The organism is Cellulomonas gilvus ATCC 13127 (assembly GCF_000218545.1).
GTDB lineage: Bacteria > Actinomycetota > Actinomycetes > Actinomycetales > Cellulomonadaceae > Cellulomonas > Cellulomonas gilvus.
The window spans coordinates 937256-960909 of the sequence record NC_015671.1 but is presented as its reverse complement, the minus strand read 5'-3'; the positions used below and the strand labels follow the sequence as shown (position 1 = coordinate 960909).

28 protein-coding genes, 1 pseudogene and 1 riboswitch are annotated in these 23654 nt (G+C 74.2%); of the genes and pseudogenes, 7 read left to right on the top strand and 22 right to left on the bottom strand.

Going from position 1 to position 23654, the window contains the following annotated elements:
• Positions 1 to 234: 234 nt before the first annotated feature.
• Positions 235 to 543, top strand: a complete 309-nt coding sequence (locus CELGI_RS04490; protein WP_013882920.1) for a WhiB family transcriptional regulator — start codon at positions 235 to 237, stop codon at positions 541 to 543.
• 94 nt (positions 544 to 637) lie between these two features.
• Here the strand turns inward: CELGI_RS04490 and groES are convergent, their stop codons facing one another.
• A complete protein-coding gene (groES, locus tag CELGI_RS04485; RefSeq protein ID WP_013882919.1) occupies positions 638 to 934 on the bottom strand; it encodes a co-chaperone GroES in 297 nt (98 codons plus the stop codon).
• A 213-nt stretch (positions 935 to 1147) separates the two neighbouring features.
• On the opposite strand from groES, the gene CELGI_RS04480 reads away from it, so the two are divergent.
• Both CELGI_RS04480 and CELGI_RS04475 read left to right on the top strand, forming a co-directional pair.
• Entirely contained in the window at positions 1148 to 2353 is a 1206-nt protein-coding gene (locus CELGI_RS04480) for a class I SAM-dependent methyltransferase (protein ID WP_013882918.1), read from the top strand.
• Positions 2353 to 3489, top strand: coding sequence for a glutamate--cysteine ligase (locus tag CELGI_RS04475; protein WP_013882917.1), 1137 nt, complete (start codon positions 2353 to 2355; stop codon positions 3487 to 3489). Before CELGI_RS04480 ends, CELGI_RS04475 begins: the two co-directional genes overlap by 1 nt.
• 4 nt (positions 3490 to 3493) lie before the next feature.
• On the opposite strand, the gene CELGI_RS04470 is transcribed toward CELGI_RS04475, so the two are convergent.
• The 5 genes from CELGI_RS04470 to tsaD all read right to left on the bottom strand — a co-directional run bounded on the left by CELGI_RS04470 (position 3494) and on the right by tsaD (position 6311).
• Positions 3494 to 4069, bottom strand: coding sequence for a hypothetical protein (locus CELGI_RS04470; protein ID WP_013882916.1), 576 nt, complete (start codon positions 4067 to 4069; stop codon positions 3494 to 3496).
• Positions 4070 to 4114: 45 nt separating this feature from the next.
• Positions 4115 to 4330: a DUF4287 domain-containing protein gene (locus CELGI_RS04465; RefSeq protein ID WP_013882915.1), complete on the bottom strand. Its 216-nt coding sequence runs from the start codon at positions 4328 to 4330 to the stop codon at positions 4115 to 4117.
• The gene (locus tag CELGI_RS04460; protein WP_013882914.1) at positions 4323 to 4811 is read right to left on the bottom strand and encodes an SRPBCC family protein; all 489 of its coding nucleotides are present in this window, start codon (positions 4809 to 4811) and stop codon (positions 4323 to 4325) included. The genes CELGI_RS04465 and CELGI_RS04460 overlap by 8 nt, the downstream gene beginning before the upstream one ends.
• Complete coding sequence (locus tag CELGI_RS04455) at positions 4808 to 5179, bottom strand: ArsR/SmtB family transcription factor (protein WP_013882913.1); 372 nt, start codon at positions 5177 to 5179, stop codon at positions 4808 to 4810. The genes CELGI_RS04460 and CELGI_RS04455 overlap by 4 nt, the downstream gene beginning before the upstream one ends.
• An 85-nt stretch (positions 5180 to 5264) precedes the next feature.
• The gene (gene tsaD / locus CELGI_RS04450; RefSeq protein ID WP_013882912.1) at positions 5265 to 6311 is read right to left on the bottom strand and encodes a tRNA (adenosine(37)-N6)-threonylcarbamoyltransferase complex transferase subunit TsaD; all 1047 of its coding nucleotides are present in this window, start codon (positions 6309 to 6311) and stop codon (positions 5265 to 5267) included.
• A gap of 113 nt (positions 6312 to 6424) precedes the next feature.
• Here tsaD and CELGI_RS04445 point away from each other — a divergent pair, with 113 nt between their 5' ends.
• The gene (locus tag CELGI_RS04445) at positions 6425 to 7066 is read left to right on the top strand and encodes a malonic semialdehyde reductase (RefSeq protein WP_041574099.1); all 642 of its coding nucleotides are present in this window, start codon (positions 6425 to 6427) and stop codon (positions 7064 to 7066) included.
• A gap of 49 nt (positions 7067 to 7115) precedes the next feature.
• On the opposite strand, the gene CELGI_RS04440 is transcribed toward CELGI_RS04445, so the two are convergent.
• From CELGI_RS04440 to CELGI_RS04415, 6 genes are read right to left on the bottom strand one after another with little or no spacing between them, the layout of a single operon-like run.
• The gene (locus CELGI_RS04440; RefSeq protein WP_013882910.1) at positions 7116 to 7955 is read right to left on the bottom strand and encodes a sulfurtransferase; all 840 of its coding nucleotides are present in this window, start codon (positions 7953 to 7955) and stop codon (positions 7116 to 7118) included.
• Positions 7952 to 8440 carry a ribosomal protein S18-alanine N-acetyltransferase gene (gene rimI / locus CELGI_RS04435; RefSeq protein WP_013882909.1) on the bottom strand — a complete coding sequence of 163 codons (489 nt, stop codon included), beginning with the start codon at positions 8438 to 8440 and terminating at the stop codon, positions 7952 to 7954. The genes CELGI_RS04440 and rimI overlap by 4 nt, the downstream gene beginning before the upstream one ends.
• Positions 8437 to 9123, bottom strand: a complete 687-nt coding sequence (tsaB, locus tag CELGI_RS04430) for a tRNA (adenosine(37)-N6)-threonylcarbamoyltransferase complex dimerization subunit type 1 TsaB (RefSeq protein WP_013882908.1) — start codon at positions 9121 to 9123, stop codon at positions 8437 to 8439. Before tsaB ends, rimI begins: the two co-directional genes overlap by 4 nt.
• A gap of 4 nt (positions 9124 to 9127) precedes the next feature.
• Positions 9128 to 9715 (bottom strand): tRNA (adenosine(37)-N6)-threonylcarbamoyltransferase complex ATPase subunit type 1 TsaE, encoded by a 588-nt coding sequence (gene tsaE / locus CELGI_RS04425; RefSeq protein WP_013882907.1) that lies wholly within the window; start codon positions 9713 to 9715, stop codon positions 9128 to 9130.
• A complete protein-coding gene (gene alr / locus CELGI_RS04420; protein WP_013882906.1) occupies positions 9712 to 10884 on the bottom strand; it encodes an alanine racemase in 1173 nt (390 codons plus the stop codon). Before alr ends, tsaE begins: the two co-directional genes overlap by 4 nt.
• A 26-nt stretch (positions 10885 to 10910) precedes the next feature.
• Positions 10911 to 12404 carry a bifunctional ADP-dependent NAD(P)H-hydrate dehydratase/NAD(P)H-hydrate epimerase gene (locus CELGI_RS04415; protein WP_013882905.1) on the bottom strand — a complete coding sequence of 498 codons (1494 nt, stop codon included), beginning with the start codon at positions 12402 to 12404 and terminating at the stop codon, positions 10911 to 10913.
• 57 nt (positions 12405 to 12461) lie between these two features.
• Here CELGI_RS04415 and CELGI_RS04410 point away from each other — a divergent pair, with 57 nt between their 5' ends.
• Positions 12462 to 13448: an LLM class F420-dependent oxidoreductase gene (locus tag CELGI_RS04410; protein WP_013882904.1), complete on the top strand. Its 987-nt coding sequence runs from the start codon at positions 12462 to 12464 to the stop codon at positions 13446 to 13448.
• 363 nt (positions 13449 to 13811) lie between these two features.
• Here the strand turns inward: CELGI_RS04410 and CELGI_RS17805 are convergent.
• The 4 genes and pseudogenes from CELGI_RS17805 to glmS form a co-directional block, all read right to left on the bottom strand.
• Positions 13812 to 14015: pseudogene (locus CELGI_RS17805) on the bottom strand (hypothetical protein); the annotation flags it as partial.
• A gap of 86 nt (positions 14016 to 14101) precedes the next feature.
• A riboswitch (SAM riboswitch) is annotated at positions 14102 to 14208 on the bottom strand.
• 63 nt (positions 14209 to 14271) lie between these two features.
• Positions 14272 to 14625 (bottom strand): holo-ACP synthase, encoded by a 354-nt coding sequence (locus CELGI_RS04400; protein WP_013882902.1) that lies wholly within the window; start codon positions 14623 to 14625, stop codon positions 14272 to 14274.
• Positions 14622 to 14969: a MazG nucleotide pyrophosphohydrolase domain-containing protein gene (locus CELGI_RS04395; RefSeq protein WP_013882901.1), complete on the bottom strand. Its 348-nt coding sequence runs from the start codon at positions 14967 to 14969 to the stop codon at positions 14622 to 14624. The genes CELGI_RS04400 and CELGI_RS04395 overlap by 4 nt, the downstream gene beginning before the upstream one ends.
• On the bottom strand, positions 14969 to 16825 hold the full coding sequence (gene glmS, locus CELGI_RS04390; RefSeq protein WP_013882900.1) for a glutamine--fructose-6-phosphate transaminase (isomerizing): 1857 nt from the start codon (positions 16823 to 16825) through the stop codon (positions 14969 to 14971). The genes CELGI_RS04395 and glmS overlap by 1 nt, the downstream gene beginning before the upstream one ends.
• Positions 16826 to 16953: 128 nt before the next feature.
• Between glmS and coaA the strand changes: the two genes are divergently transcribed.
• Complete coding sequence (gene coaA, locus CELGI_RS04385; RefSeq protein ID WP_041574098.1) at positions 16954 to 17919, top strand: type I pantothenate kinase; 966 nt, start codon at positions 16954 to 16956, stop codon at positions 17917 to 17919.
• Here the strand turns inward: coaA and CELGI_RS04380 are convergent, their stop codons facing one another.
• The 6 genes from CELGI_RS04380 to CELGI_RS04355 form a co-directional block, all read right to left on the bottom strand.
• Positions 17920 to 18621, bottom strand: a complete 702-nt coding sequence (locus CELGI_RS04380) for a DedA family protein (RefSeq protein WP_013882898.1) — start codon at positions 18619 to 18621, stop codon at positions 17920 to 17922.
• Between the two features lie 129 nt (positions 18622 to 18750).
• Entirely contained in the window at positions 18751 to 19401 is a 651-nt protein-coding gene (locus tag CELGI_RS04375) for a peptide deformylase (protein WP_013882897.1), read from the bottom strand.
• Positions 19398 to 20744, bottom strand: a complete 1347-nt coding sequence (glmM, locus tag CELGI_RS04370) for a phosphoglucosamine mutase (protein WP_013882896.1) — start codon at positions 20742 to 20744, stop codon at positions 19398 to 19400. The genes CELGI_RS04375 and glmM overlap by 4 nt, the downstream gene beginning before the upstream one ends.
• Before the next feature lie 158 nt (positions 20745 to 20902).
• Complete coding sequence (gene rpsI, locus CELGI_RS04365) at positions 20903 to 21391, bottom strand: 30S ribosomal protein S9 (protein ID WP_013882895.1); 489 nt, start codon at positions 21389 to 21391, stop codon at positions 20903 to 20905.
• Positions 21392 to 21424: 33 nt separating this feature from the next.
• Complete coding sequence (gene rplM, locus CELGI_RS04360) at positions 21425 to 21874, bottom strand: 50S ribosomal protein L13 (RefSeq protein ID WP_013882894.1); 450 nt, start codon at positions 21872 to 21874, stop codon at positions 21425 to 21427.
• Positions 21875 to 22097: 223 nt separating this feature from the next.
• Positions 22098 to 22982, bottom strand: coding sequence for a LysR family transcriptional regulator ArgP (locus CELGI_RS04355; protein WP_013882893.1), 885 nt, complete (start codon positions 22980 to 22982; stop codon positions 22098 to 22100).
• A 28-nt stretch (positions 22983 to 23010) separates the two neighbouring features.
• Between CELGI_RS04355 and CELGI_RS04350 the strand changes: the two genes are divergently transcribed.
• Complete coding sequence (locus CELGI_RS04350) at positions 23011 to 23649, top strand: LysE/ArgO family amino acid transporter (protein WP_013882892.1); 639 nt, start codon at positions 23011 to 23013, stop codon at positions 23647 to 23649.
• Positions 23650 to 23654 lie beyond the last annotated feature (5 nt).

Below are 23654 nucleotides of genomic sequence, written 5' to 3'. Positions count from 1 at the left end.
GGCGCGATTCTGCCAGGCGGCGGCCCGCTGAATCGTGTCTTCCGGCCGTCCGACACGATCTCGAAGCGGGCATCGGTGGCAAATCGGGCGATGGGTCAGATCAACCGCTTCGCAACTCGGTCGGGACGACCGGGCCTTGACCAACTTCTGGCGCGGTTGTAGCGTCCACTCCACGCACTGAGACGAGAGGTCACTCCGGTGCCGCAGACCGGACGACCAATTCGAGGAGGAAGCATGGCCGAGATCTCCCGCCTACCCGGACCCGTGATGGACCTGTGGGAATGGCAGTTCGAGGGCGCGTGCCGCGACGCCGACCAGGACCTGTTCTTCCACCCGGAGGGCGAGCGTGGCTCCGCACGCCGCCGCCGGGCGGAGGCCGCCAAGGCCATCTGCGCGACGTGCCCCGTCCTCAAGGAGTGCCGCGAGCAGTCCCTCGCGGTCCGCGAGCCGTACGGCGTGTGGGGCGGGCTGTCCGAGGACGAGCGCAGCGCGATCCTCGCCGAGCGCAGCCGCTCCGTGACGGTACGGCGGACGACCGCCTGAGCTCCTCCTCAGGCTCCCGACCCACCGGGACGACGAAGGCCCCGTCCATCAGGACGGGGCCTTCGTCGTGCGGCGCCTCAGCGACGCCGGCAGATCACTTGACGACGATCGCGAGGATGTCGCGCGCCGAGAGGATCAGGTACTCCTCGCCGGAGTACTTGACCTCGGTGCCGCCGTACTTGGAGTAGATGACCTTGTCGCCCACGGCGACGTCGAGCGGGACGCGGTTGCCCTTGTCGTCGATGCGACCCGGACCGACCGCCAGGACCTCGCCCTCCTGGGGCTTCTCCTTGGCGCTGTCCGGGATGACGAGACCGGAAGCCGTCGTCGTCTCCGCCTCGAGCGTCTTCACGACGATGCGGTCCTCGAGCGGCTTGATGGAGACCGACACTGCGGACCTCCCCTTCACGTGTTGAGTGGTTCAGGGTTGTCGCGCCCGGTCAGCCGTCGTCGCGGGTGCCGGAGGCCGGGCGCATTGGCACACTCATGCCGAGAGTGCCAACTGACCCTCACTCTAGAAACGGGCTGGCACTCGGTCAACCCGAGTGCCAGCAGCGCGCGGACGGTGCACGCCCACGGGCGGCACCGTGCGAGGATCGCGCGCATGGACGCCGACGGACTGAGCCGGCTGCTCTCCCCGGACGGGTGGGCCCTGCTGTCCGCGCTACCCCCGTACGACGAGCGGCTCGCGATGCCGCTCGCGGAGCGCCTGCGCGCCGAGGGGCTGCACCCCTCGCTCGTGGCCGCGGCGCTCACGCAGTCCCGGCTGCGGGCACGCGCGCGCACCAAGCTGGGCGACTTCGCCGACGGGATGCTGTTCACCCCCGCGGGGCTCGAGCAGGCCACGCGGCTCGAGGTCGCCGCGCACCACGCGCGCCGCTACCGCGACGCCGGGCTCACGCACGTCGCCGACCTCACGTGCGGGATCGGCGCGGACGTCATGGCGTTCGCAGGCGTGGGCCTGCGCGTGACCGCCGCGGAGATCGACGAGATGACCGCGGCGATCGCGACGGTCAACCTGCGCCACTTCCCCGAGGCCCGTGTGCTGCACACCGACGGCACCACGCTGGACCTGGCGGACGTCGACGGCGTGTACGCCGACCCGGCGCGCCGCGCGGGCGGCTCCCGCGTGCACGACCCGGCGGCCTACCAGCCGCCGCTGGACCTGGTGCTCGCGGTCCGCGAGCGCGTGCCCGCGCTCGGGCTCAAGCTCGGCCCGGGCATCGCGCACCGCGACCTGCCGGCCGACGCACGCGCGCAGTGGGTCTCGGTGGACGGCGACGTGGTCGAGCTCGGGCTCTGGTTCGGCCCGCTCGCACCCGAGGGCCCGGGCCGCTCGGCGCTGGTCCTGGCCGGCGGGCAGGCGCACGTGCTCGCGCCGGACGAGCCCGCGCACGCGCACGTCGGGGCGCTCGGCGCCTATCTCGCGGAGCCCGACGGCGCGGTGATCCGCGCGGGGCTGGTGGGCGATGTCGCGCTCGAGGTGCAGGGCAGGCTCGTCGACCCGACGATCGCGTATGTGACGTCCGACGAGCTGCGCACGACCCCGTTCGCGACCACGTACCGCGTGCTCGACCAGATGCCGTTCGGCCTCAAGCGCCTGCGGACGTACCTGCGTGAGCGCGGTGTGGGCCGCCTGACCATCAAGAAGCGCGGCACCGCGGTCGTGCCCGAGCAGCTGCGCCGGCAGCTCGACCTGCGCGGCACGCAGGAGGCGACGATCGTGCTGACGCGACTTGCCGGGCACCAGAGCGTGATCGTCGTCGAACCCGTGGCGCCGTCCGACGCCGCGGCCGCGGGTGAGCGCTGATGGCCACCCCCGTGCACCTCCCGTTCGCGACGAGCGAGCGCTCCACCGTGGGCATCGAGTGGGAGGTCGCGCTCGTCGACGCCGACTCGGGCGACCTGCGGCAGGCCGCGCAGGCGATCTTCGAGGCCGTGGGCACGGATCACCCGAACATCACCCAGGAGCTGCTCCGGAACACCGTCGAGGTCTCGTCGGGCAAGTGCCGGACCGTGGGCGAGGCGGGTGCGGACCTGCGCCGCGCGCTCGACGAGGTCGCCGCGGCGGCCGCTCCCCTGCGCATCGACCTCATGGGGGGCGGGACGCACCCGTCGGCGCACTGGGCCACGCAGAAGGTCAGCGACAAGCAGCGCTACGCGACGCTGATCGACCGCACGCAGTGGTGGGGCCGGCAGATGCTGATCTTCGGAGTGCACGTGCACGTCGGCATCGAGGACCGCGCCAAGGTGCTGCCGCTCTCCCGCGCGATGCTCACGGTGTTCGCGCCGCTGCAGTCGCTGTCCGCGTCCTCCCCGTTCTGGGACGGCCGGGACACGGGCTACGCGTCCAACCGCGCGCTGCTGTTCCAGCAGCTGCCCACGGCCGGGCTGCCGTACCAGTTCGACGAGTGGGGTCAGCTCGAGCAGTACGTGGGCGACATGATGCACACGGGCGTGATCGACCAGTTCGACGAGGTGCGCTGGGACGTCCGCCCCGCACCGCGGTTCGGCACGCTGGAGATGCGCATCGCGGACGGCGCGTCCAACCTGCTCGAGGTCACGGCCATCTCCGCGCTCACGCACTGCCTGGTCGAGCACTTCTCGTCGCTCTGGGACGCGGGTGAGCCGCTGCCGACGATGCCGACGTGGTTCGTCCAGGAGAACAAGTGGCGTTCGGCGCGCTACGGCATGGACGCGATCGTCATCACGAACGACGCGGGCGACGAGGAGCTCGTCACGGACGTGGTCTCCCGCTGGCTCACGGTGCTCGAGCCGGTCGCGGAGCGGCTCGGCTGCACCGCGGAGCTCGAGCAGGTGCGCGTGATCCTGCGCCGTGGCGCGTCCTACCAGCGGCAGCGCGCGGTCGCCCGGCGCAACGCGGGCGACCTGGACGCCGTGGTCGCCTCGCTCGTCGCGGAGATGAAGGCCGACCGCCCGCTGTAGCGCGCTACGCGACCGCGACCTGCGCGCGGGGTGCTGCGTCGAGCCACCGCCAGGACGTCAGCACACGCTCGGCCACGCCGAGCGCCGCGTCGTGGTCGCGTGTGCTCTCGACGACGATCACGAACCCCCACCCCGCATGGTCGAGGTGGACCTCGGTCCGCATGACGTGGGGCAGCACGAGCGTGCGGCACCATGCGGGACCCGTGGCCAGGTCCACCTGCTCGACGTCCTCCTGCAGGCAGGGTCCCGCGTCGGTGCCCCGGCCGAGCACGGGGCGCAGCGACGCGGCCGGCAGCGGCAGGCCGTCGTGCTCGGCACCGACGCGTGACAGGCCGCGCACCACGATCGACGCGCCGTCGACCTCGAGCGAACCCAGCCGGGCACCGCCGCGGTCGGCGGCATGCGCCGTCAGCCGCGCGCCCGCGGGCGCGAGCGCCTCGAAGCCGGGCCGCCCGCACGGCGCCGCGAGCACCCGGATCCGGACAGGCGCCGCGGCGGTGCGCGGCGAGCGCGGCGGCCGGCGCCGGGCGAGGCACACGAGCGCGAGCATGCCGACCGTCGGGACCACGACCCATTCCATGCCCACCTGATCGACCGGGCCCGGCGGTCACTTAGGTGTTTCCACCTAGGAGTCGCGCCGGCCACGCGCGTACGCGACCAGGGCGTTCGCGTGCCCGTGCCCGAGGCCGTGCTCGGACTTGAGCCAGGCGACCGTCGCGCCGTGCGGCTCCGTCGGCCGGGCGTCGACGAGCGCGAGCCACTCGTCGACCGGCCGGCCGTAGGTCTTCTCGATCGACGGGAAGTAGGAGGCCGGACCCGTGACCCGGGGCGCGTCAGCCATCGGCCAGGATCGCGTCGATCTGCCCGAGCGCCCCCGTGAGGCCCTCGACCATGCCCATCGCCACGAGCTGCTCGAGCGCCTCGAGCGTCGGGAAGCTCGAGGTGATCGTCATGCGGGTCCCGGCCGGGATCGCCTCGAACGTGACGTGCGCACGCGTCACGGGCATGCCGTCCGCGGGGCGGCCCGTGTCGTCGGCGAACCCGTCGTCGAACGCGAGCGAGCGGTGCTCGTCGACCGCGGTGAACTCCCACCAGCCGTGCGCCTTGGTGCCGTCGGGGCCGGTCATGAAGTACGACGAGCGTCCGCCCACCCGCACGTCGTGGTCGACGAACGTCGCGGGCCAATCCGGCGGCCCCCACCACCGCTCGAGCGTGCGAGGGTCCGCCCACACCTGCCACACCCGGGCGGGCGGTGCTGCGAGCTCCGCGACGACGACGAGGCTCAGCGCCTGCGTGTCCGTGGTCGTGCTGATGACGGTCATCCCTGATCCCTCTCGTCGTCGCCGCTCTCCGTCAGGAGGTCGGCGATCCGGTCCACCCGGCCGCGCCAGATCGCCTCGTACTCCGCGAGGAGCCGGGCCGCTGCCCGGACCGTCTCGACGTCGCCGCTGACCATCTGCTCACGCCCCTGGCGCTGCTTGTGCACGAGCGCTGCCCGCTCGAGCACGGCCACGTGCTTCTGGACGGCGGCGAAGCTCATGTCGTACCGCCGCGCGAGCGACGACACCGACTGCGCCTGCGTCAGCACGCGCACCACGATGTCGCGCCGGGTCGCGTCCGCGAGGGCGCCGAACACCCGGTCGACGTCGGCCTGGTCGAGCGCCGCACCGTCCAGAGTTCCTACAACCATGTGGTTGTACGTTAGTGACGTCCGACGGAGTCCGCAAGACCCACGGCACGGCCGGGCACCCCGGGACCGGGGTCGCGCAGGTGCGCTACACCAGGACCTGGGTGAGCGGCATGGACGAGTCCACGGGGAGGTCCAGCGAGGACGCGGGCATGCCGCGACGCACCACCGCCGAGCCGAGTGCCGCGATCATCGCGCCGTTGTCGGTGCAGTACCGGATCGGCGGGATGCGCAGCTCGATCCCGGCCTGCGCGCACCGCTGCGCCGCCATGTCCCGCAGCTGCGAGTTGGCCGAGAAGCCGCCGCCGACGACGAGCGTCCGTACGTCGTGCGCCCGGCACGCCGCGATCGTCTTGGCCGTCAGCACGTCCGCGACCGCGGCCGCGAACGACGCGCACACGTCCGCGAGCGGCAGCTCCTCCCCCGCGTCCTGCCGCGCCTCGACCCAGCGCGCGACCGCGGTCTTGAGGCCCGAGAAGGAGAAGTCGGTCGCGTGCCGCGCCTGGTCCTTGGGCGCGGTCAGGCCCCGCGGGAAGCGGATCGCCTCGGGGTCGCCGTCGCGTGCGAGCCGGTCGATGTGCGGGCCGCCCGGGTACGGCAGGCCGAGCAGCCGGCCGACCTTGTCGAACGCCTCGCCGGCCGCGTCGTCGAGCGTCGAGCCGAGCTCGGTGACGTGCACGGTGTCGTCGATCATGAGCAACGACGAGTGCCCGCCCGAGACCACGAGCGCCATCACGCGCTCGGGGAACGGTCCGTCCACGAGCTCGTCGACCACCGCGTGGCCGATCACGTGGTTCACGCCGTACAGCGGCTTGTCCAGGCCGATCGCGAGCGCCTTGGCGGCCGACGCGCCGACCGTGAGCGGCCCGACGAGCCCCGGCCCCGCGGTGACCGCGATCGCGTCGACCTGCGCGAGCGTGACGTCCGCGGTCGCGAGCGCGCGCTCGATCGTCGGGACCATCGCCTCGAGGTGGGCGCGCGACGCGATCTCGGGGATGATCCCGCCGAACCGCGCGTGCTCGTCGACCGACGAGGCCACGGCGTCGACGAGCAGCTCGTGCCCCCGCACGAGCGCGACGCCCGTCTCGTCGCACGAGGTCTCGATCCCGAGGACGAGGGGGTCCGCAGCAGGCATGGCGCCACCTTAGGCCGCACCGCGCCCGCGTCCGAACCGGACCGGCGCCACCGTGTGACGCTCGTCACCGCCGTGGCGGGATGATGGCGCAGTCGTTGAGACTTCAACCAGTCATGACTGCTGAGACGGAGACCATCGACTCGCTCGACTTCCCGGCGCCCGCGTACGCGGTGGCCGACGACGTCGCCGACCTGCTGTTCCGCGAGGCGCGCACCATCGCGTCGTTCACCGACCAGCCGGTCACCGACTCCGAGCTCGCCGCCGCGTACGAGCTGCTGCGCTGGGGTCCGACGGCGATGAACACCACGCCGCTGCGCCTGCTGGTCGTGCGGTCCGCCGAGGCCCGTGCGCGCCTGGCCCAGCACGTCAACGAGGGCAACCGGGACCGCGTGCTCGCGGCACCCGTGACGCTCGTCGTCGCGTCCGACCCGGCCTGGCACCGCACGCTGCCCGTGCTCGCACCGCACCGTGCGCAGATGATCGACTTCTTCGACGGGGCGGCGGAGGTGCGCGAGCAGATGGCGTACCAGAACGCGCACATCCAGTTCGGCTACCTGATCGTCGCGCTGCGGGCCGTCGGCCTGGACGTCGGCCCCATGGCGGGTCTCGACACCGCCGCGGTCGACGCCGAGTTCCTGTCCGAGCAGGGCTGGCGCTCGCACCTCATCGTCAACGTCGGGCACCGCGACGAGCCCGGCACGCCGCACGCGCGTGCGGCACGCCTGGACTACGCGGACGTCAACCTCACGGTCTGAGACCCAGGACGGCCCGTCCCGCGTCGGGGCGGGCCGTCGGCCGGGCGCGTCAGGTGGCCGCGGGGCGGGACGGGTCGGCCGACCACTGCGACCACGACCCCGGGTACAGCGCGGCCTCGACGCCGATCGAGGCGAGCGCCGCGACCTCGTGCGCGGCCGTGACCCCCGAGCCGCAGTACACCGCGACGGGTGCACCCGCGGCCGCGCCGAGCGCCCGGAACCGCTCACGCAGCCGGTCGGCCGGCAGGAACCCGCCCGAGGCGTCCAGGTTCTCGGCCGTCGGTGCGCTCACGGCGCCGGGGATGTGGCCCGCGCGCGCGTCGACCGGCTCGACCTCGCCGCGGTAGCGCTCACCCGCACGCGCGTCGAGCAGCGCGCCGTCCCATGCGGCCGCACCGTCGGCGTCGACGGTCGGCATCGCGCCGCCCACCAGCACCACGTCGCCCGGTTCGGGCGTGACCTGCCCCGGCTCGAGCGCGAGCCCGGCCGCGGTCCACGCCGCGAGCCCGCCGTCGAGCAGGCGCACGTCACGGACGCCGGCCCAGCGCAGGAGCCACCACGCGCGGGCCGCGGACGTGCCGCCGCTCGCGTCGTACACCACCACCGACGAGCCCTCGCGCACGCCCCAGCGCCGCGCCGCGGACTCGAGCGCCGCGACCTCGGGCAGCGGGTGGCGGCCGTGCTGCGCGGACGGCGGGGCCGCGAGCTCGGTGTCGAGGTCGACGTACACGGCACCGGGCAGGTGCGCCGCGAGGTACTGCTCGTGCCCGTCGGTGCGTCCCAGCGCCCAGCGCACGTCCAGCAGGACGGGCGGCTCGTCACCCGTGAGCGCCTGCGCGAGCGTGAGCGCGTCGACGAGCACCGCGGCCCGCGTCCGGTCGGTCGTCATGGCCGTTCTCCCGTCGCGTCGGTCAGGTCCAGACGCATGGTCCACGCGTCCTTGCCCTCCACCTGGTAGTAGCCCCGGCGGATGCCGAGTCGGACGAAGCCGCGGCTCTCGTACAGCCGCAGCGCGGGCTCGTTGTCCACGCGCACCTCGAGCAGCACCACCTGCGCGCCGACGTCGCGTGCGCGCTGGACGAGCGCGTCGAGCAGCAGCCCGCCCACGCCCTGGCCCTGGTGCCCGGCCGCCGTGCCGATCGTCATGACCTGCGCGTCCAGCCCGTCGAACCACAGCCCGGCATAGCCGACCAGCGGCGCATCCGCGCCCTCGGAGCGCACCGCACCCACGTACCACCGACCCGGGCCGACGATCTCCTCGGCCAACGACGCGCTCGACCACGCCGCGGCGCCGAACAGCTGCCGCTCGAGCACGTCGAGCGCGGGCACGTCCTCGACCGTGAGCGCGCGCAGCCGCAGCGCCCCGGCGGTCATCCGAGGACGCGCTTGCTGCCCGCGGACGGGACCGCGTCCGGGCGGCGCAGGTAGAGCGGGGCCGTCGGCAGGTCCGCACCCGCGGCGCGGCGCGCCAGTGCGAGCGGCACGAGCTCCGCGGCGTCGAGCGTGCCGGCGTCCGGCAGGTGCGTGAGCCCCTCGAACGCCGCGGGGTACAGCGCGGCACCCGCTCCCACGACGCACGCACGAGCGAGCGCGGGGTCGGCGGCGATCTCGGGCGCGGGGCCCACGCGCGGCGCGACGAGCACGTCCACGTCCGCCCCGGCGGCGCGGGAGTAGGCCGACCAGTAGACCTCACGGCGCCGCGCGTCGGTCGCGACGACGAGCGGGACGCCGTCCGGCACGCGCGGCAGCGCGGCCGCGGCGATCGCGTCGAGGCTCGGCACACCGAGCGCGTCGACGCCCAGCGCGAGCGCGAGCGTGCGCGCCGTGACCAGCCCGACGCGCAGCCCGGTGAACGGGGCCGGACCGGTGCCGACGACGATCGCGGTCAGGTCGCGGCGGTCCACGCCCGCGTCGGCGAGCGCACCCGCGACCATCGGCGCGAGCAGCTCGGCGTGGTGGCGCGGCAGGTCGTCGTGGCGACGGGCCAGGGGGCGGCCGTCGTCGTCGGTCACGGCGACCGAGACGGCCGCGGACGTGTCGAGGGCGAGCAGAGGCACGCGCTCAGCCTGCCACGGTCGGGACGTCGGCGAGCGCGGCCAGGTCGGCGGCGGCCCAGCGCTCGCCCACGCCGCGCACGGTCACGACGCGCTCGCCGGCCCCGCCGTCGCCGTCCGCGGGTTCGTCGGCCGCGACGCCGCCGCGCGGCCGCAGCAGCGCGACCTCGAGCCGGTCCGTCGTGAGAGCCTCGACCCAGCCGGCGCCCCACTCGACCACCGTCACGGCCTCGTCGAGGCTCGCGTCCAGATCGAGCGCGTCGAGCTCGTCGAGCGAGGACAGCCGGTAGGCGTCGACGTGCACCAGGTCGGGGCCGCGCGTGCCGTCGGGCCGCGGCAGCGCCGGGTGCTCACGCGCGATGATGAACGTCGGCGACGCGACGTTCCCGCGCACGTGCAGACCGGCGCCGATGCCCTGCGTCAATGTGGTCTTGCCGGCGCCCAGGTCACCTGTGAGGACCACCAGGTCACCCGCGCGCAGCAGGTCAGCGAGCGCGCGGCCGAACGCGCGTGTCGCGTCCGCATCCGCCAGACGCACCTGCAGCGCAGGGCCGTCGGCCACGGGCGCCCCCTGGTCGTGCGTCGCGTCGCTCACGCCGTCTCCTCCTCGAGGCCCACGTGCTCACGCGGCACGCTCGCGCCGATCCGCGTGACGATCTCGTAGGAGATCGTGCCCGCGGCCTCGGCCCAGTCCTGCGCCGTCGGGCCACCGTCCAGGCCGGTGCCGAACAGCTCGACGCGGTCGCCCGCGCGCTCGCTCGCACCCGGCCCCAGGTCCACCACCAGCTGGTCCATGCACACGCGCCCGGCCACACCCAGCGTGCGCTCGCCGACGCGGACGGGGCCGCCCAGGCGCTGCGGCGTGCCGGACGCGTGCCGCGGGATGCCGTCGGCATACCCGAGCGGCACCACGCCCAGCACCGTGTCGTGCGTCGTGACGTACTGGTGCGCGTAGGACACGCCGTGGCCCGCCGGCACGCGCTTGACCGTCGCGAGCTCGGCCTCGAGCGTCATCGCGGGCACCAGGCCGTAGTGCTCGGGCCCGCCCAGCTGCGGGACGGGCGACAGCCCGTAGACGGCGATGCCCGGCCGCACCAGGTCGTAGTGCACCTGAGGCGACGTCAGCGTCGCGGCCGAGTTGGCCAGGTGCCGCACCTCGAGCGCGGCGCCCGCGGCCTCGACCAGGTGCACCGCGTCGGCGAAGACCGCGTGCTGCGTACGGACGGTCGGGTGGTCGGGCTCGTCGGCGAACGCCAGGTGCGACCACACGCCGACGAGCGCCACGGCCCCCTCGGCCTGCGCGTGCAGCGCGGCGGGCAGCACGTCGCCCAGGTCGGCCGGTGTGAGGCCGTTGCGGCCCAGACCGGTGTCCACCTTGAGGTGCACGCGTGCCGTCCGGCCGACGAGCCGCGCGGCGGCGACGACCTCCACGAGCGCGGACGCCGACGAGACGGCCACGTCCACGTCCGCCTGGATCGCCTGCGCGAGGGGTGCGCCGGGCGCGTACAGCCACGTGAGGATGCGGGGGCCGGACACGCCCGCGGCCCGCAGCGCGATCGCCTCGCCCATCTGCGCCGTGCCGAGCCACGTCGCTCCGCCCGCGACCGCGGCGCGGGCCGACGGGACGAGCCCGTGCCCGTACGCGTCGGCCTTGACGACCGCCATCAGCTCCGCGGTCGGCGCGTGCGCGCGCAGCTGCCGCACGTTGCTCGTGATGACGGACAGGTCCACGACGGCCCGGGCGGGTGCGTTCACGTGCCTCATCCTCGCACCGTCCGCGCACGGGTCGCTCAGCGCGACGCCAGCAGCGCGCGGATCGCCTCGGGGAGCGCCCGCGCCACCGAACGGGCCGCGACGGGACCACCCGGGTTGGCCACGTGCGCCGCGTGCCCGTGCACGAGCGCCGCGGCCGCCGCGAGCGCGGGCGTGAGCGTGGGGTCGGCGAGCACGTCGTCCGCGCGCGCCGCGAGCACCGCACCGAGCAGCCCGGCCAGCACGTCGCCCGCGCCCGCGGTGGCGAGCCACGCCGGGGCGTCGGCCTGCGCGTACGTGGCCTGGTGCACGCCCACCACGACCGTCACGGGCCCCTTGAGCAGCACGGTCGCCCCCGTGACGTCATGGGCCACGCGCGCCCAGCGCAGCGGCTCGGCCTCGACCTGCTCGCGCGTGACGCGCTCGCCACGCACCGTGAGCAGCCGGGCGAGCTCGCCCGCGTGCGGCGTGAGCACCACGTGCGCCGGCACGTGCGCGGGCAGCAGCTCGAGCGCGCCCGCATCCACCACCGCGGGCTCGCCCCGCAGCCGCACGCCCTCGAACGCGTGCTCGATGCGGCGTCGCTGCGCGGCGTCGTCGGGCGAGACGCCGGGACCGAACACCCACGCCTGCACACGTCCCGCGCCCAGCACCACCTCGGGGCGGCGGGCCACCACCAGGTCCCCCACCTCGCCCAGGTAGCGCACCATGCCCGCACCCGCGAGCACCGCCGCGGTGGTCGCGAGGACCGCGGCGCCCGGGTACCGGCGCGCACCCGCGACCACGCCCAGGACGCCGCGCGTGTACTTGTGCGCGTCGGGTGCCGGCACGGGCCACACCGCAGCCGCATCGGCCGGCTCCAGGCGCGCGACGGCCGGACGCTCGGGCAGCTCCAGCCCGATGTCCACCACCTGGACCGCGCGCGTGAGGCCCGCGGCGGGCGGCAGCAGCAGGCCGGGCTTCGCACCACCGAACGTGACCGTGAGATCGGCGGGCAGCACCACGCCGGCCGCGGTCCCGTCGTCCACGCCGATGCCCGAGGGCGTGTCCACCGCGACGACCACCGGCGAGCCGGGCAGCGCGCGCAGCGCGGTGATGAGCAGGGCCGCGACGCCGGTGAGCCCGCCCGGGCGTGCGCCCAGGCCGAGCACGCCGTCGATCAGCACGTCCGCTCGTGCAGCGGTCGCCGCGGCGGCGGGCACGCCCGCGTCGTCGACGTGCGTGAGCCGGCCGCCCGCCGCCAGCAGCGCGGCGCGCCCCTCGTCGTGCACGTGCGGCACGAGCGCGAGGCCGTGCACGTCGACGCCACGGCGGCGCAGCACGGCGCCCGCGTGCAGCGCGTCGCCGCCGTTGTTCCCGGGCCCGACCAGGAGGACCACGCGCGCCCCGGGGACGGCGGTCCCGCGCTCCCGCACGACGCGCAGCACCGCACCCGCGAGCGCGGACGACGCGCGCGCCATGAGCGGCACCCCCGCGGCCAGGAGCGGCTCCTCCGCGGCGCGGACCTGCGCGGACGTCCAGGACAGCAGCACGCGTCCATCCTGGCCGACCGACGGGCGCCGTGCGCGTCCGGCGGTAGCGTGGCCGGCATGCGCTTCGGACTCTTCATCCCTCAGGGCTGGCGGCAGGACCTCACGGGCATCGAGCCCCGCGAGCACTGGGCGGTGATGAACGGCCTGGCCCAGCACGCGGACGCGGGCACGGCGTTCGACTCGATCTGGGTGTACGACCACTTCCACGCGGTCCCCGAGCCCAACGGCGAGGCGACGCACGAGGCATGGAGCCTGATCAGCGCGTTCGCCGCGAGCACGTCCCGGGTACGCCTCGGTCAGATGTGCACGTGCATGGCCTACCGGAACCCGGCCTACCTGGCGAAGGTCGCCACCACCGCGGACGTGATCTCCGGCGGCCGCGTCGAGATGGGCATCGGTGCGGGCTGGTACGAGCACGAGTGGCGCGCGTACGGGTACGGCTTCCCCACCGCGGGCGAGCGCCTGGCCATGCTCGACGAGGGCGTGCAGATCTTCCGGCAGATGTGGACCGAGGGCGTCGCGACGCTCGACGGGACGCACTACCAGGTGTCGGGCGCGCAGCTCTCGCCGCTCCCGCTGCAGGCCGGCGGTCCGCCGCTGTGGATCGCGGGCGGCGGCGAGAAGAAGACGCTGCGCATCGCCGCGCAGCACGCGCAGTACACGAACTTCGACGGCACGCCCGAGACGTTCGCGGCCAAGTCCGCCGTCCTGGCCGAGCACTGCGCCGCCGTCGGCCGGGACTTCGCGGAGATCACGCGCTCCGCCAACTACAACGTGGTGATCGGGGCGACCACGGCGGACGTCGAGGACAAGCTCGCCTGGATCGAGGAGCACTACGCCCGGACCGTGCCGGAGCGCGCGGCCGGCGTCGCGGCGGACCTGCGTCGCGGACCGTTGGTCGGCACGCCCGAGCAGGTCGTCGCGAAGCTCCACGAGCTCGAGGCGCTCGGCATGACGTACGCGATCACGTACTTCGCCGATGCCGCGTACGACCGGTCCAGCATCGAGCTGTTCGAGCACGAGGTCGTCCCGGCCCTGCGCTGACGCGGCCGCGTCCGCGGCCGACCGCAACGGCGCGCACGTGGCGTACGTCGTGGATCCCGAGTAGGACACCGACACGCGCCACGTGCCCTTCGTGAGCCTCGGCAGCGACGGGGCGGCCTCGCCGTACCGGAGCGTGGCGGTCACGACCTTCCGGACGCTCCCGCGCTGCACCGTGACCGTGACCTTCCCCGTCGGCGTCGCCAGGCCGGACGCGGTCGTCACGGTGACGGCCACCCTGCCCGTGGCCCTCGTCGTCGGGACCGTGGTGACCTTCGCGGTGACCTTGGACACCGTGCCCCGCGCGACCGTGAGGCGCGCGCTCGCGCTCGCGCCCGCGACGTTCGCGCTGCCCGCGTACCTGGCCGTGAGGCCGTACGTCGCGACCGCGAGCGTCTTCGGCAGCGCGACGACGGCCGTCCCCGCGCTCGCGAGCGTCGCCGTGACCGCCGCACCGGCGCCGCCGAGCGTCACCTTGCCCGCGGCCGGCCGGCCGGTGGCGTCGGTGACGACGACCGTGACCTTCGCGGGCTTCCCGTAGGTCGTCCGCGGAGCGGTGACCGTGACCACGGCCGCGGCCTTCGTGACGGTGAGCGCGGTCGCGGCGGACGTCGAGGATGAGAAGACCCCGTCGCCCCCGTAGACCGCGCGCACGGTGTAGGCGCCCGCGGCGCACGACGGCCTGGTCGTCACCCGGGGCACCCCGCCACGGACGGAGGGTTGCCGGTCTCCCAGCCGGGGCTTGGCGGAGACGCTCATGACCTATAGCCGACCCGATCGGTCGGCCTTTCTGTAGGCAGTTTCTAGCGGGTCCGCGCGCACGGCGTCAGTCGCGCTCGGCGACGACCATCGCGGACGCGATGCCCGCGTCGTGCGAGATCGACAGGTGGAACCGCGTGACCCCGAGCTCGGCGGCACGGGCCAGCACGGTGCCCGTCACCTCGACGACCGGCTGTGCGCCTGCGACGCGGCGCACGGTCGCGTCCTGCCAGGACATGCCCGGAGGTGCGCCGAGCGCCTTGGCGATCGCCTCCTTCGCGGCGAACCGCGCCGCGAGCGACCTGTCGGCCAGCTCCCGCTCGTCGGGTGTGAAGAGCCTGTCACGCAGCCCGGGGACGCGCTGCAGCGTGGCGGCGAACCGCGCGACGTCCACGACGTCGATCCCGACGCCGACGATCACGGCGCGGGCTCCGGCCCGACCCCGCGGTCGCCGTCCTGGACCAGGTGGCGCCAGCGGAACCACTTGCGCTCGAGCGCGTCGTCGACGTCCACGCCCGTGCGCTCGGCGACCAGCAGCAGGTGCGCCAGCACGTCCGCGACCTCGTCGCGCAGTGCGGCGAGGCTCTCGTCCGACGACGTCTCGTGCCGCGAACGCCCCGACCACGCGAGGTACGCGCGCGTGAGCTCGCCGACCTCCTCGCCGAGCTTGAGCACCAGCCAGTCGTCGGTGCGCTCGATGCCGTGCAGCCGCGCGTAGACCCGGGAGATCGCCTCGACCTCCCGCTGCGCGGCCGCGAGCTCCACTACTCGACCGTGACGGACTTGGCGAGGTTGCGCGGCTGGTCCACGTCGAGCCCCTTCGCGGTCGCGAGCTCGCACGCGAAGATCTGCAACGGCACCACCGCGAGCAGCGGGGCCAGCAGCGTGGGCGTCTGCGGCACGTAGAAGACCTCGTCCGCGAACGGACGCACGGCCTCGTCACCGTCCTCCGCGATCACGAGCGTGCGCGCGCCACGCGCCCGGATCTCCTGGATGTTGGAGACCACCTTGGAGTGCAGCGAGTGCCGCCCGCGCGGCGAGGGCACGACGACGAACACGGGCTGACCCGGCTCGATCAGCGCGATCGGTCCGTGCTTGAGCTCACCCGCCGCGAAGCCCTCGGCGTGGATGTACGCGAGCTCCTTGAGCTTGAGCGCACCCTCCATCGCCACCGGGAAACCGACGTGCCGGCCCAGGAACAGCACCGACTGCGTGTCCACCATCCAGCGCGCGATCTCCTGGATGCGGCCCGCACGGTCGAGCACCTGCTGGATCTTGTCCGGGATGGCGCGCAGCTCGCCCAGGATCGCGGCCACCTCGTCGGCGTACATGTTGCCGCGCAGCTGCGCCAGGTACAGGCCCAGCAGGTAGGCGGCCGTGATCTGGGCGAGGAACGCCTTGGTGGAGGCCACCGCGATCTCGGGCCCGGCGTGCGTGTAGAGCACCGCGTCCGACTCGCGCGGGATCGTCGAGCCGTGCGTGTTGACGATCGCGAGCACCTTCGCGCCCTGCTCACGTGCGTGCCGCACCGCCATGAGCGTGTCCATGGTCTCGCCCGACTGCGAGACGGCCACGACGAGCGTGCGCTCGTCGACCACCGGGTCCCGGTAGCGGAACTCGTGCGCGAGCTCGACCTCCACCGGGATGCGGCACCAGTGCTCGATCGCGTACTTGGCGACGTGCCCCGCGTACGCGGCCGTGCCGCACGCGACCACGACGATCTTGTCCACCTGGCGCAGCAGCGCCTCGTCGATCCGGACCTCGTCCAGCACCAGGCGGCCCTGCACGTCGGTGCGGCCCAGCAGCGTGTCCGCCACCGCGTGCGGCTGGTCGTGGATCTCCTTGTCCATGAAGGAGCGGAAGCCGCCCTTCTCGGCGGCGGCCGCGTCCCAGTCCACCGTGTAGCGGCGCGCGTCCGCCGGTGCGCCGTCGAAGTCGGTGACGGTCACCGAGTCCGGCGTGATCGTGACCACCTGGTCCTGGCCCAGCTCGAGCGCCTCACGCGTGTGCGCGATGAACGCGGCGACGTCCGAGCCCAGGAAGTTCTCCCCCTCGCCGAGCCCGACCACCAGCGGCGAGTCGTGCCGCGCGCCCACCACGGTGTCCGGCGCGTCCGCGTGCACGGCCAGCAGCGTGAACGTGCCGTGCAGCGTGCGGGCCACCGCGGCCATCGCCACCGTCAGGTCCCCGGCACGCTCGTACGCGCGCGCCAGCAGGTGCGCGACGACCTCGGTGTCCGTCTCGGACGTGAACTGCGCACCCTCGGCGAGCAGGTCCGCCTTGAGCACCGCGAAGTTCTCGACGATGCCGTTGTGGATGACCGCGAGCCGGCCCGCGACGTGCGGGTGGGCGTTGACGTCGGTCGGGCCGCCGTGCGTGGCCCAGCGCGTGTGGCCGATCGCGGAGGTCGCGTCCGGGAGCGGGCGCGCGTCGAGCTCCTCGACCAGGTTCGCGAGCTTGCCGGCCTTCTTGGCGGTCGCGAGCTCCTGCCCGGGCGCGACGAGCGCGACCCCCGCGGAGTCGTACCCGCGGTACTCCAGGCGGCGCAGGCCCTCCAGGACCACGTCGAGCGGGCGGCTGCTGGCGACCGGGCTACCGACGTAACCGACGATTCCACACATGGCCGCGAGTCTATCCGCGCTCCCGGCGCCGCCGGCTGCGGCCAGGCGTGACGCTCCTCGCTCCCCCGGGCGGCCCCGTGGAGGGTCATCTGCGCCGCGGCGCGCACCGGGTCCGGCACAATCGGGACGTGCTCCCGTCGCCGACGACCCCCACCGCGGCACCCGCGACCCCGTACGTCGACCTCGACCGTGCGGCGTGGCGGCGGCTGTCGGCATCGACCCCGCTGCCGCTGACCGATGCGGACGTCGAGCGCCTCGCCGGCATCGGCGACCCGATCGACCTCGCGGAGGTCGACGCGATCTACCGGCCGATCTCCCGCCTGCTCGACCTGTACATCGAGGCCACGCGCGGCCTGCATGCCGCGGCGTCGACGTTCCTGCGCGAGGACATCACGCCCACGCCGTTCGTCATCGGCGTCGCGGGTTCGGTCGCGGTCGGCAAGTCCACGACCGCGCGGCTCCTGCGTGAGCTGCTGGCGCGCTGGCCCGCGACGCCACGCGTGCAGCTCATCACCACCGACGGGTTCCTGTACCCCAACGCCGAGCTCGAGCGCCGCGGCCTGATGCAGCGCAAGGGCTTCCCCGAGTCCTACGACCGGCGCGCGCTGCTGCGGTTCGTCTCCAAGGTCAAGGCCGGCCGACCCGAGGTCACGGCGCCCGTCTACGACCACCTGACGTACGACATCGTGCCCGGCGCGCAGACGGTGGTGCAGCGGCCCGACGTGCTGATCGTCGAGGGGCTCAACGTGCTGCAGCCCGCACGGCCGTCGTCCGAGGGGACGTCCAGCCTCGCGGTGAGCGACTTCTTCGACTTCTCGATCTACGTCGACGCCAAGCCGCGCGACGTGCGGCAGTGGTACGTGGACCGCTTCCTCAGCCTGCGCCGCACGGCGTTCGCCGACCCCGCGTCCTACTTCCACCGCTACGCGGCGCTGTCCGACGACGAGGCGGTCGACCGTGCCGAGTCCATCTGGGACTCGATCAACGCGCCGAACCTCGAGCAGAACATCCTGCCCACCCGCAGCCGCGCGACGCTCGTGCTCACCAAGGGGGCCGACCACAGCGTCGAGCGCGTGCGGCTGCGCAAGCTCTAGTCAGATCGCGGTGCGGTCCCGCGCGTCGTCGTCGACCACCGGCGGCACGTCCGGCGCGTGGTCCTCCGCGACCGGCAGGACCACCGGTGCCGCGTCGCCGGGTGCGCGGCGGTCCAGCCACAGGCGCAGCAGCCAGTCGACGAGGATCCCGATCACGATGCCGCCGACCACGCCGACGCCCACCGCGAGCAGCGGCGAGTGGTCGGCCAGCGCGGCCCCCGCGCTCACCCCGATCGCGGTCGAGTAGCACGCCCACGTGATCGCGCCGATGGCCGCGACGAACGTGAACCGGCGGCGCTTGTAGCGCACCGCACCCGCGGTCATGTTGACCGCGACGCGCCCGATCGGCACGTAGCGCGCCGCGATGATGAACGCCGCGCCGCGCCGCTCGAGGGTCCGCTCGGCCCAGGCCAGTGCGGCCTGTCCCTTGCCCGACCGGAAGAGCCGCAGCTCGTGGACGCGCACGCGCGCGCCGATCGAGTACGCGATCTGGTCGCCGGTGAACGCGCCCAGGGCCGCGACCGGGATGAGCAGCGCGAGGTTGGGCTCGCCGCCCGGGCCCACCGCGAGCGCGGCCAGCGCGATCACCACCGACTCGCTCGGCACGGGCGGGAAGAAGCCGTCGATCGTCGCGAACAGGTACATCACGAGGTAGACCCAGGGAGACCCCGCGAGCGCGAGCGCCCAGTCTTCGAGTCCCACCGTGCGCTCCGTCCGTCCGCTGGCGCCCCTGACCGGACGACCACCCCACCGCCCACCGTACGTTCCGCGCGGCGCCCTGACATCCGGGTGTCCACCCACGACGCCCGGAGCGGCCCTGCCGGTCGCGCGTCAGCTGGTCAGGGTGAAGCCCAGCGCGGCCGCGGCCGCCTCGGGGCGCGGCTCGCCCGCCCACCGCACGCCGATCTCGTCGGCGGCCGCGAGCGAGCGCAGCTCGGCGCGGTCCAGGTACAGCGTCCCGCGCAGGTGGTCGGTCTCGTGCTGCACGATGCGCGCCGCCCAGCCCGTGACGACCTCGTCGAGCGCACGCCCGGTCTCGTCGAACCCCGTCAGGCGCACCGCACGGTGCCGCGCGACGACGGCCTGGTACGCCGGGACCGACAGGCAGCCCTCGTAGAACGAGGCACGTTCGCCGGACACGGCCTCGTAGCCCGGGTTGACCAGCACACGGAACGCGAGCGGCGCACGTTCGCGGACCTCGGTGAGGGTCTCGCTCGGCACGCCGGGGTCCTCGACCACCGCGAGCGCGAGGGGCAGGGCCACCTGCGGTGCGGCCAGGCCGACACCGGGTGCGGCGCGCATGGTGCGGTGCATGAGCGCCAGGAGCGCGGCGAGCTCGTCGTCGTCCAGCTGCCCGTCGTACGGCAGCGCGACCGCGCGCAGCACGGGGTGACCCGCGCGCACGATCGGCGCGGTGCCCTCCCCCGCGAGGTCGAGCAGCTCACGCACCAGGTCGCGGACCTGGGTGTCGCGAGCCGTCACAGGGCGAGCCGCTCGCGCACCACGTCCGCGAGCGCACCCGCGACCTCGTCGGCCTCGGCCTGCGTCGCGGCCTCGACCATGACGCGGACCAGGGCCTCCGTGCCGCTCGGGCGCAGCAGCACGCGACCCGTGCGGCCCAGCCGCTCCTCGGCCGCGGCGACCGCGGCGAGCAGCGCCTCGTCGTCGGTGCGCGTCTTGTCGACGCCCGGCACGTTGACGAGCGTCTGCGGGAGCCGGTGCACGAAGGACGCGAGCTCGGCGAGCGTCGACCCCGTGGCGGCCACGCGCGACGCGAGGTGCAGCGCCGTCAGCACGCCGTCGCCCGTGGTCGCGTGGTCCGCCAGGATGATGTGGCCCGACTGCTCGCCGCCCAGGCTGAAGCCGCCCGCGCGCATCGCCTCGAGCACGTAGCGGTCGCCGACGCCGGTCTCGACCGTGCGGATGCCGCTCGCGTCCATCGCGAGCCGCAGGCCCAGGTTGCTCATGACCGTGGTGACGAGCGTGTCCTGCACCAGCCGTCCGCCGTCGCGCAGCGCGACCGCGAGCACGCCCATGATCTGGTCGCCGTCGACGAGCGTGCCCGTCGCGTCGACCGCGAGGCAGCGGTCCGCGTCACCGTCGAACGCGACACCCAGGTCTGCCCCCGACGCCACGACGAACGCCTGCAGCTGCTCGGGGTGCGTCGAGCCGCACTTCTCGTTGATGTTGCGGCCGTCGGGCGAGGCGTTGATGACCACGACGTCGGCGCCCGCCTCACGCAGCGCCACCGGGCCCACGTCGCTCGCGGCACCGTTGGCGCAGTCCACCGCGATGCGCAGGCCCGTGAGCGGCGTCGTGATGGTCGAGACCAGGTGCTCGACGTACGCCTCACCCGCGCCGCCAGTGTCGACGCGGATCCGGCCCACGTCGCCGCCCAGCGGACGCTCCCAGTCCTCGCCGATGCGCGCCTCGATCGCGGCCTCGAGGTCGTCGTCGAGCTTGTGCCCGCCGCGCGCGAGGAACTTGATGCCGTTGTCCGGCATCGGGTTGTGCGACGCGGACAGGACCACGCCGATGTCGACGCCCGTCGTCGCGGTCAGGTACGCGACCGCGGGCGTGGGCAGCACGCCCACGTTGTTGACGTCCACGCCCGCCGAGGCGAGGCCGGCCGAGATCGCTGCCGCGAGGAACTCGCCCGACGCGCGCGAGTCGCGTCCGACGACGGCCCGCGGCCGGTGCCCCTCGAACTCGCCCCGCGTGCCCAGGACGTGCGCCGCCGCGACCGCCAGGTCGAGCGCGAGCTCGGCCGTGACGTCCCGGTTGGCGAGGCCACGCACCCCATCGGTGCCGAACAGCTGACCCATACAGGCTCCTTCGTCGTCGCGCTGCCACGTTACTGGCCGCCCTCGTCCGCGGTGCGCGGGACGTGCGAGCGGCTCGGGAGCGGCCCGGTGGCCGCTCCGCAGACGCCGATGGCCCCTCCGGTCGGGAGACCGTCGGGGCCATCGGGCCAGACGCTGGATCAGCGCTTGGAGTACTGGGGCGCCTTGCGGGCCTTCTTGAGACCGGCCTTCTTGCGCTCCACGACGCGCGCGTCGCGCGTGAGGAAGCCGGCCTTCTTGAGCGCCGGGCGGTTGTGCTCGGCGTCGATCGCGTTCAGCGCGCGGGCGATGCCCAGGCGGACCGCACCGGCCTGGCCGGACACGCCACCACCGGTGACGCGCACGACGACGTCGAAGCGACCCTCGACGTCCACGACCTTGAGCGGGGAGTTCACGAGCTGCTGGTGCACCTTGTTCGGGAAGTAGTCCTCGAGGGTGCGGCCGTTGATCTTCCACTCGCCGGTGCCGGGCACCAGACGAACGCGGGCGATCGCCTCCTTGCGGCGGCCCAGGGCCTGACCGGGAGCGGTGATGCTCTGGCCACGACCCGTGGGGGCCGAGGTCTCAGAGGTGTAGCTGGTGGGCGTCTCGTCGCCCTCGAGGTCGATGTCGACCGTCGTCTCTGCCACGTGGATGTCCTGTCGTCTCTACTCGCGCCGGCCTCAGGCCTGCTGCGCGACCTGGGTGATCTCGAACGGCTTCGGCTGCTGCGCCTGGTGCGGGTGCTCGGCACCCACGTAGACCTTGAGCTTGCCGAGCTGCTGACGGCCGAGCGAGGTCTTCGGGATCATGCCGCGCACGGCCTTCTCGATCGCCCGCTCCGGGTGCTTGTCGAGGAGGTCCGAGTACCGCGTGGCACGCAGGCCACCCGGGTAGCCGGAGTGGCGGTACGCGAACTTGGTCTCGCGCTTGTTGCCGGTGAGGGCGACCTTGTCCGCGTTGATGACGATGACGAAGTCACCGCCGTCGACGTGGGGCGCGAAGGTGGCCTTGTGCTTGCCGCGCAGCAGCGTGGCCACGTGTGTGGCCAGGCGGCCCAGGACGACATCGGTCGCGTCGATGACGTACCAGGTCCGCTCGACGTCGCCGGGCTTCGGGGTGTACGTACGCACGGTCGTAGCCTTCGTTTCGTGTTGCGTCGTGTGGCGACCGGCCTCCGCGCACGCGCGGACGGACGGTCGATGCTGTCGGTGGCGCGTTCGCGGGCCGGCGAGTGGGAGCGCACCGGTCCTCCCATCGCCTCCGCGTGGTGAGAAGCCACGGGCGCACGACGAGGACGCACAACGACTCATGAGACTACCTGTGCCCCTCGGCACCGGTCAAAAGCCGACTTGGTCACACGTGCAGGGTGGGGCGCGCGGCGGCCAGGACGCGCGAGGTCAGGTCGTCGAGCGTCGGCGTCCGCAGCGCCCAGTGCTGCCAGTACAGCGGGACGTCCAGGTGGCGGCCCGGCGCCAGGTCCACCAGCGACCCGTCGGCGAGCCCGGCCGCGGCTGCGGCCTCCGAGGCCATCCCCCAGCCCAGCCCCGCGCGCAGCAGCTCGACGAACGCGGTGTTCGACGGCACGTAGTGCACGGGTGGCGCGACCTGGTGCCCCACGAGCCGTTCCGCGTACCGGTGCTGCAGCGCGTCCGCGCGGTTGAACGCGATCGCGGGTGCGCGGTCGAGCGCGTCGGACGTCACGCCGTCCGCGAACCACCGGTCACGCAGCGCGGGTGACGCGAGCCCGACGTAGCGCATGGCCCCGAGCGGCCGGACGCGGCACCCCTGCACCGCGTGCGCGTCCGCGGTGACCGCGGCGGTGACGGTGCCGTCGCGCAGGAGCTCGGCCGTGCGGTCCTGGTCCTCGCGCCGCAGGTCCACGAGCACGTCGTCGGGCAGCCCGACGAGCGCCGCGGGGAACCAGGAGGACAACGAGTCGGCGTTCACGGCGACGGCCAGGCGTGTGGGCCCTGCGGTCCCGTCGCCGCCGAGCGCCGCACCCGCGTCACGCTCGAGCACCGCCACCTGCGCGGCGAGGCGCGCGAGCACCGCACCCGGCTCGGTCGCGCGGCACGGGCGCGCGCGCACCACCAGCACCCGGCCGACGCGCTGCTCGAGCGCCTTGATGCGCTGGCTCACCGCGGACGGCGTCACGTGCAGGCGTGCGGCGGCGCCGTCGAACGTGCCCTCGTCCAGCACGGCCGCGAGCGCGCGGAGCTGCTCGGCGTCGAAGTTCATGAAGCGATGCTAATGGTGCAGCAGAAACATGAGGTGGACTGCGTGCAGTTCCCTCCCTAGCGTCGTCGTCGTGCTCCCCTCCCTCGTCGCCGGCTTCCTGGCGTGCGCCGGTCTCATCGTGGCCATCGGCGCGCAGAACGCGTTCGTCCTGCGTCAGGGCATCCGGCGCGAGCACGTCGCGCCCGTCGTGGCGCTGTGCATCACGGGTGACGTGGTCCTGACGGCCGCGGGCATCGCCGGGCTCGGACCGCTCGTCGCGGCCCATCCCGCGGCGATGACCGCGACCCGCTGGGTGGGTGCCGCGTTCCTCGCCTGGCTCGCGGTGTCCGCGGTGCTGCGCGCGCGGCGTCCGGAGCGCCTGGACCCGGCCGCCGAGGGGCCGGCGACGCGCCGCGCCGTCGTCGCGACCGGCCTGGCCCTGACGTTCCTCAACCCGCACGTGTACCTCGACACCGTCGTGCTGCTCGGCACGCTCGCGCACCGGCAGACCGCGGCATGGGCGTTCGGCGTGGGCGTCGTGCTCGCGAGCGCCACGTGGTTCACGGCCCTCGGGTTCGGCGCCACGCGGCTGCAGCCGTTGTTCGCCCGGCCCCGCGCGTGGCAGGTGCTGGACCTCGTCGTCGCGGCCGTCATGGCCACGCTCGCCGTCACGCTCGTCGTCGGCTGATGACC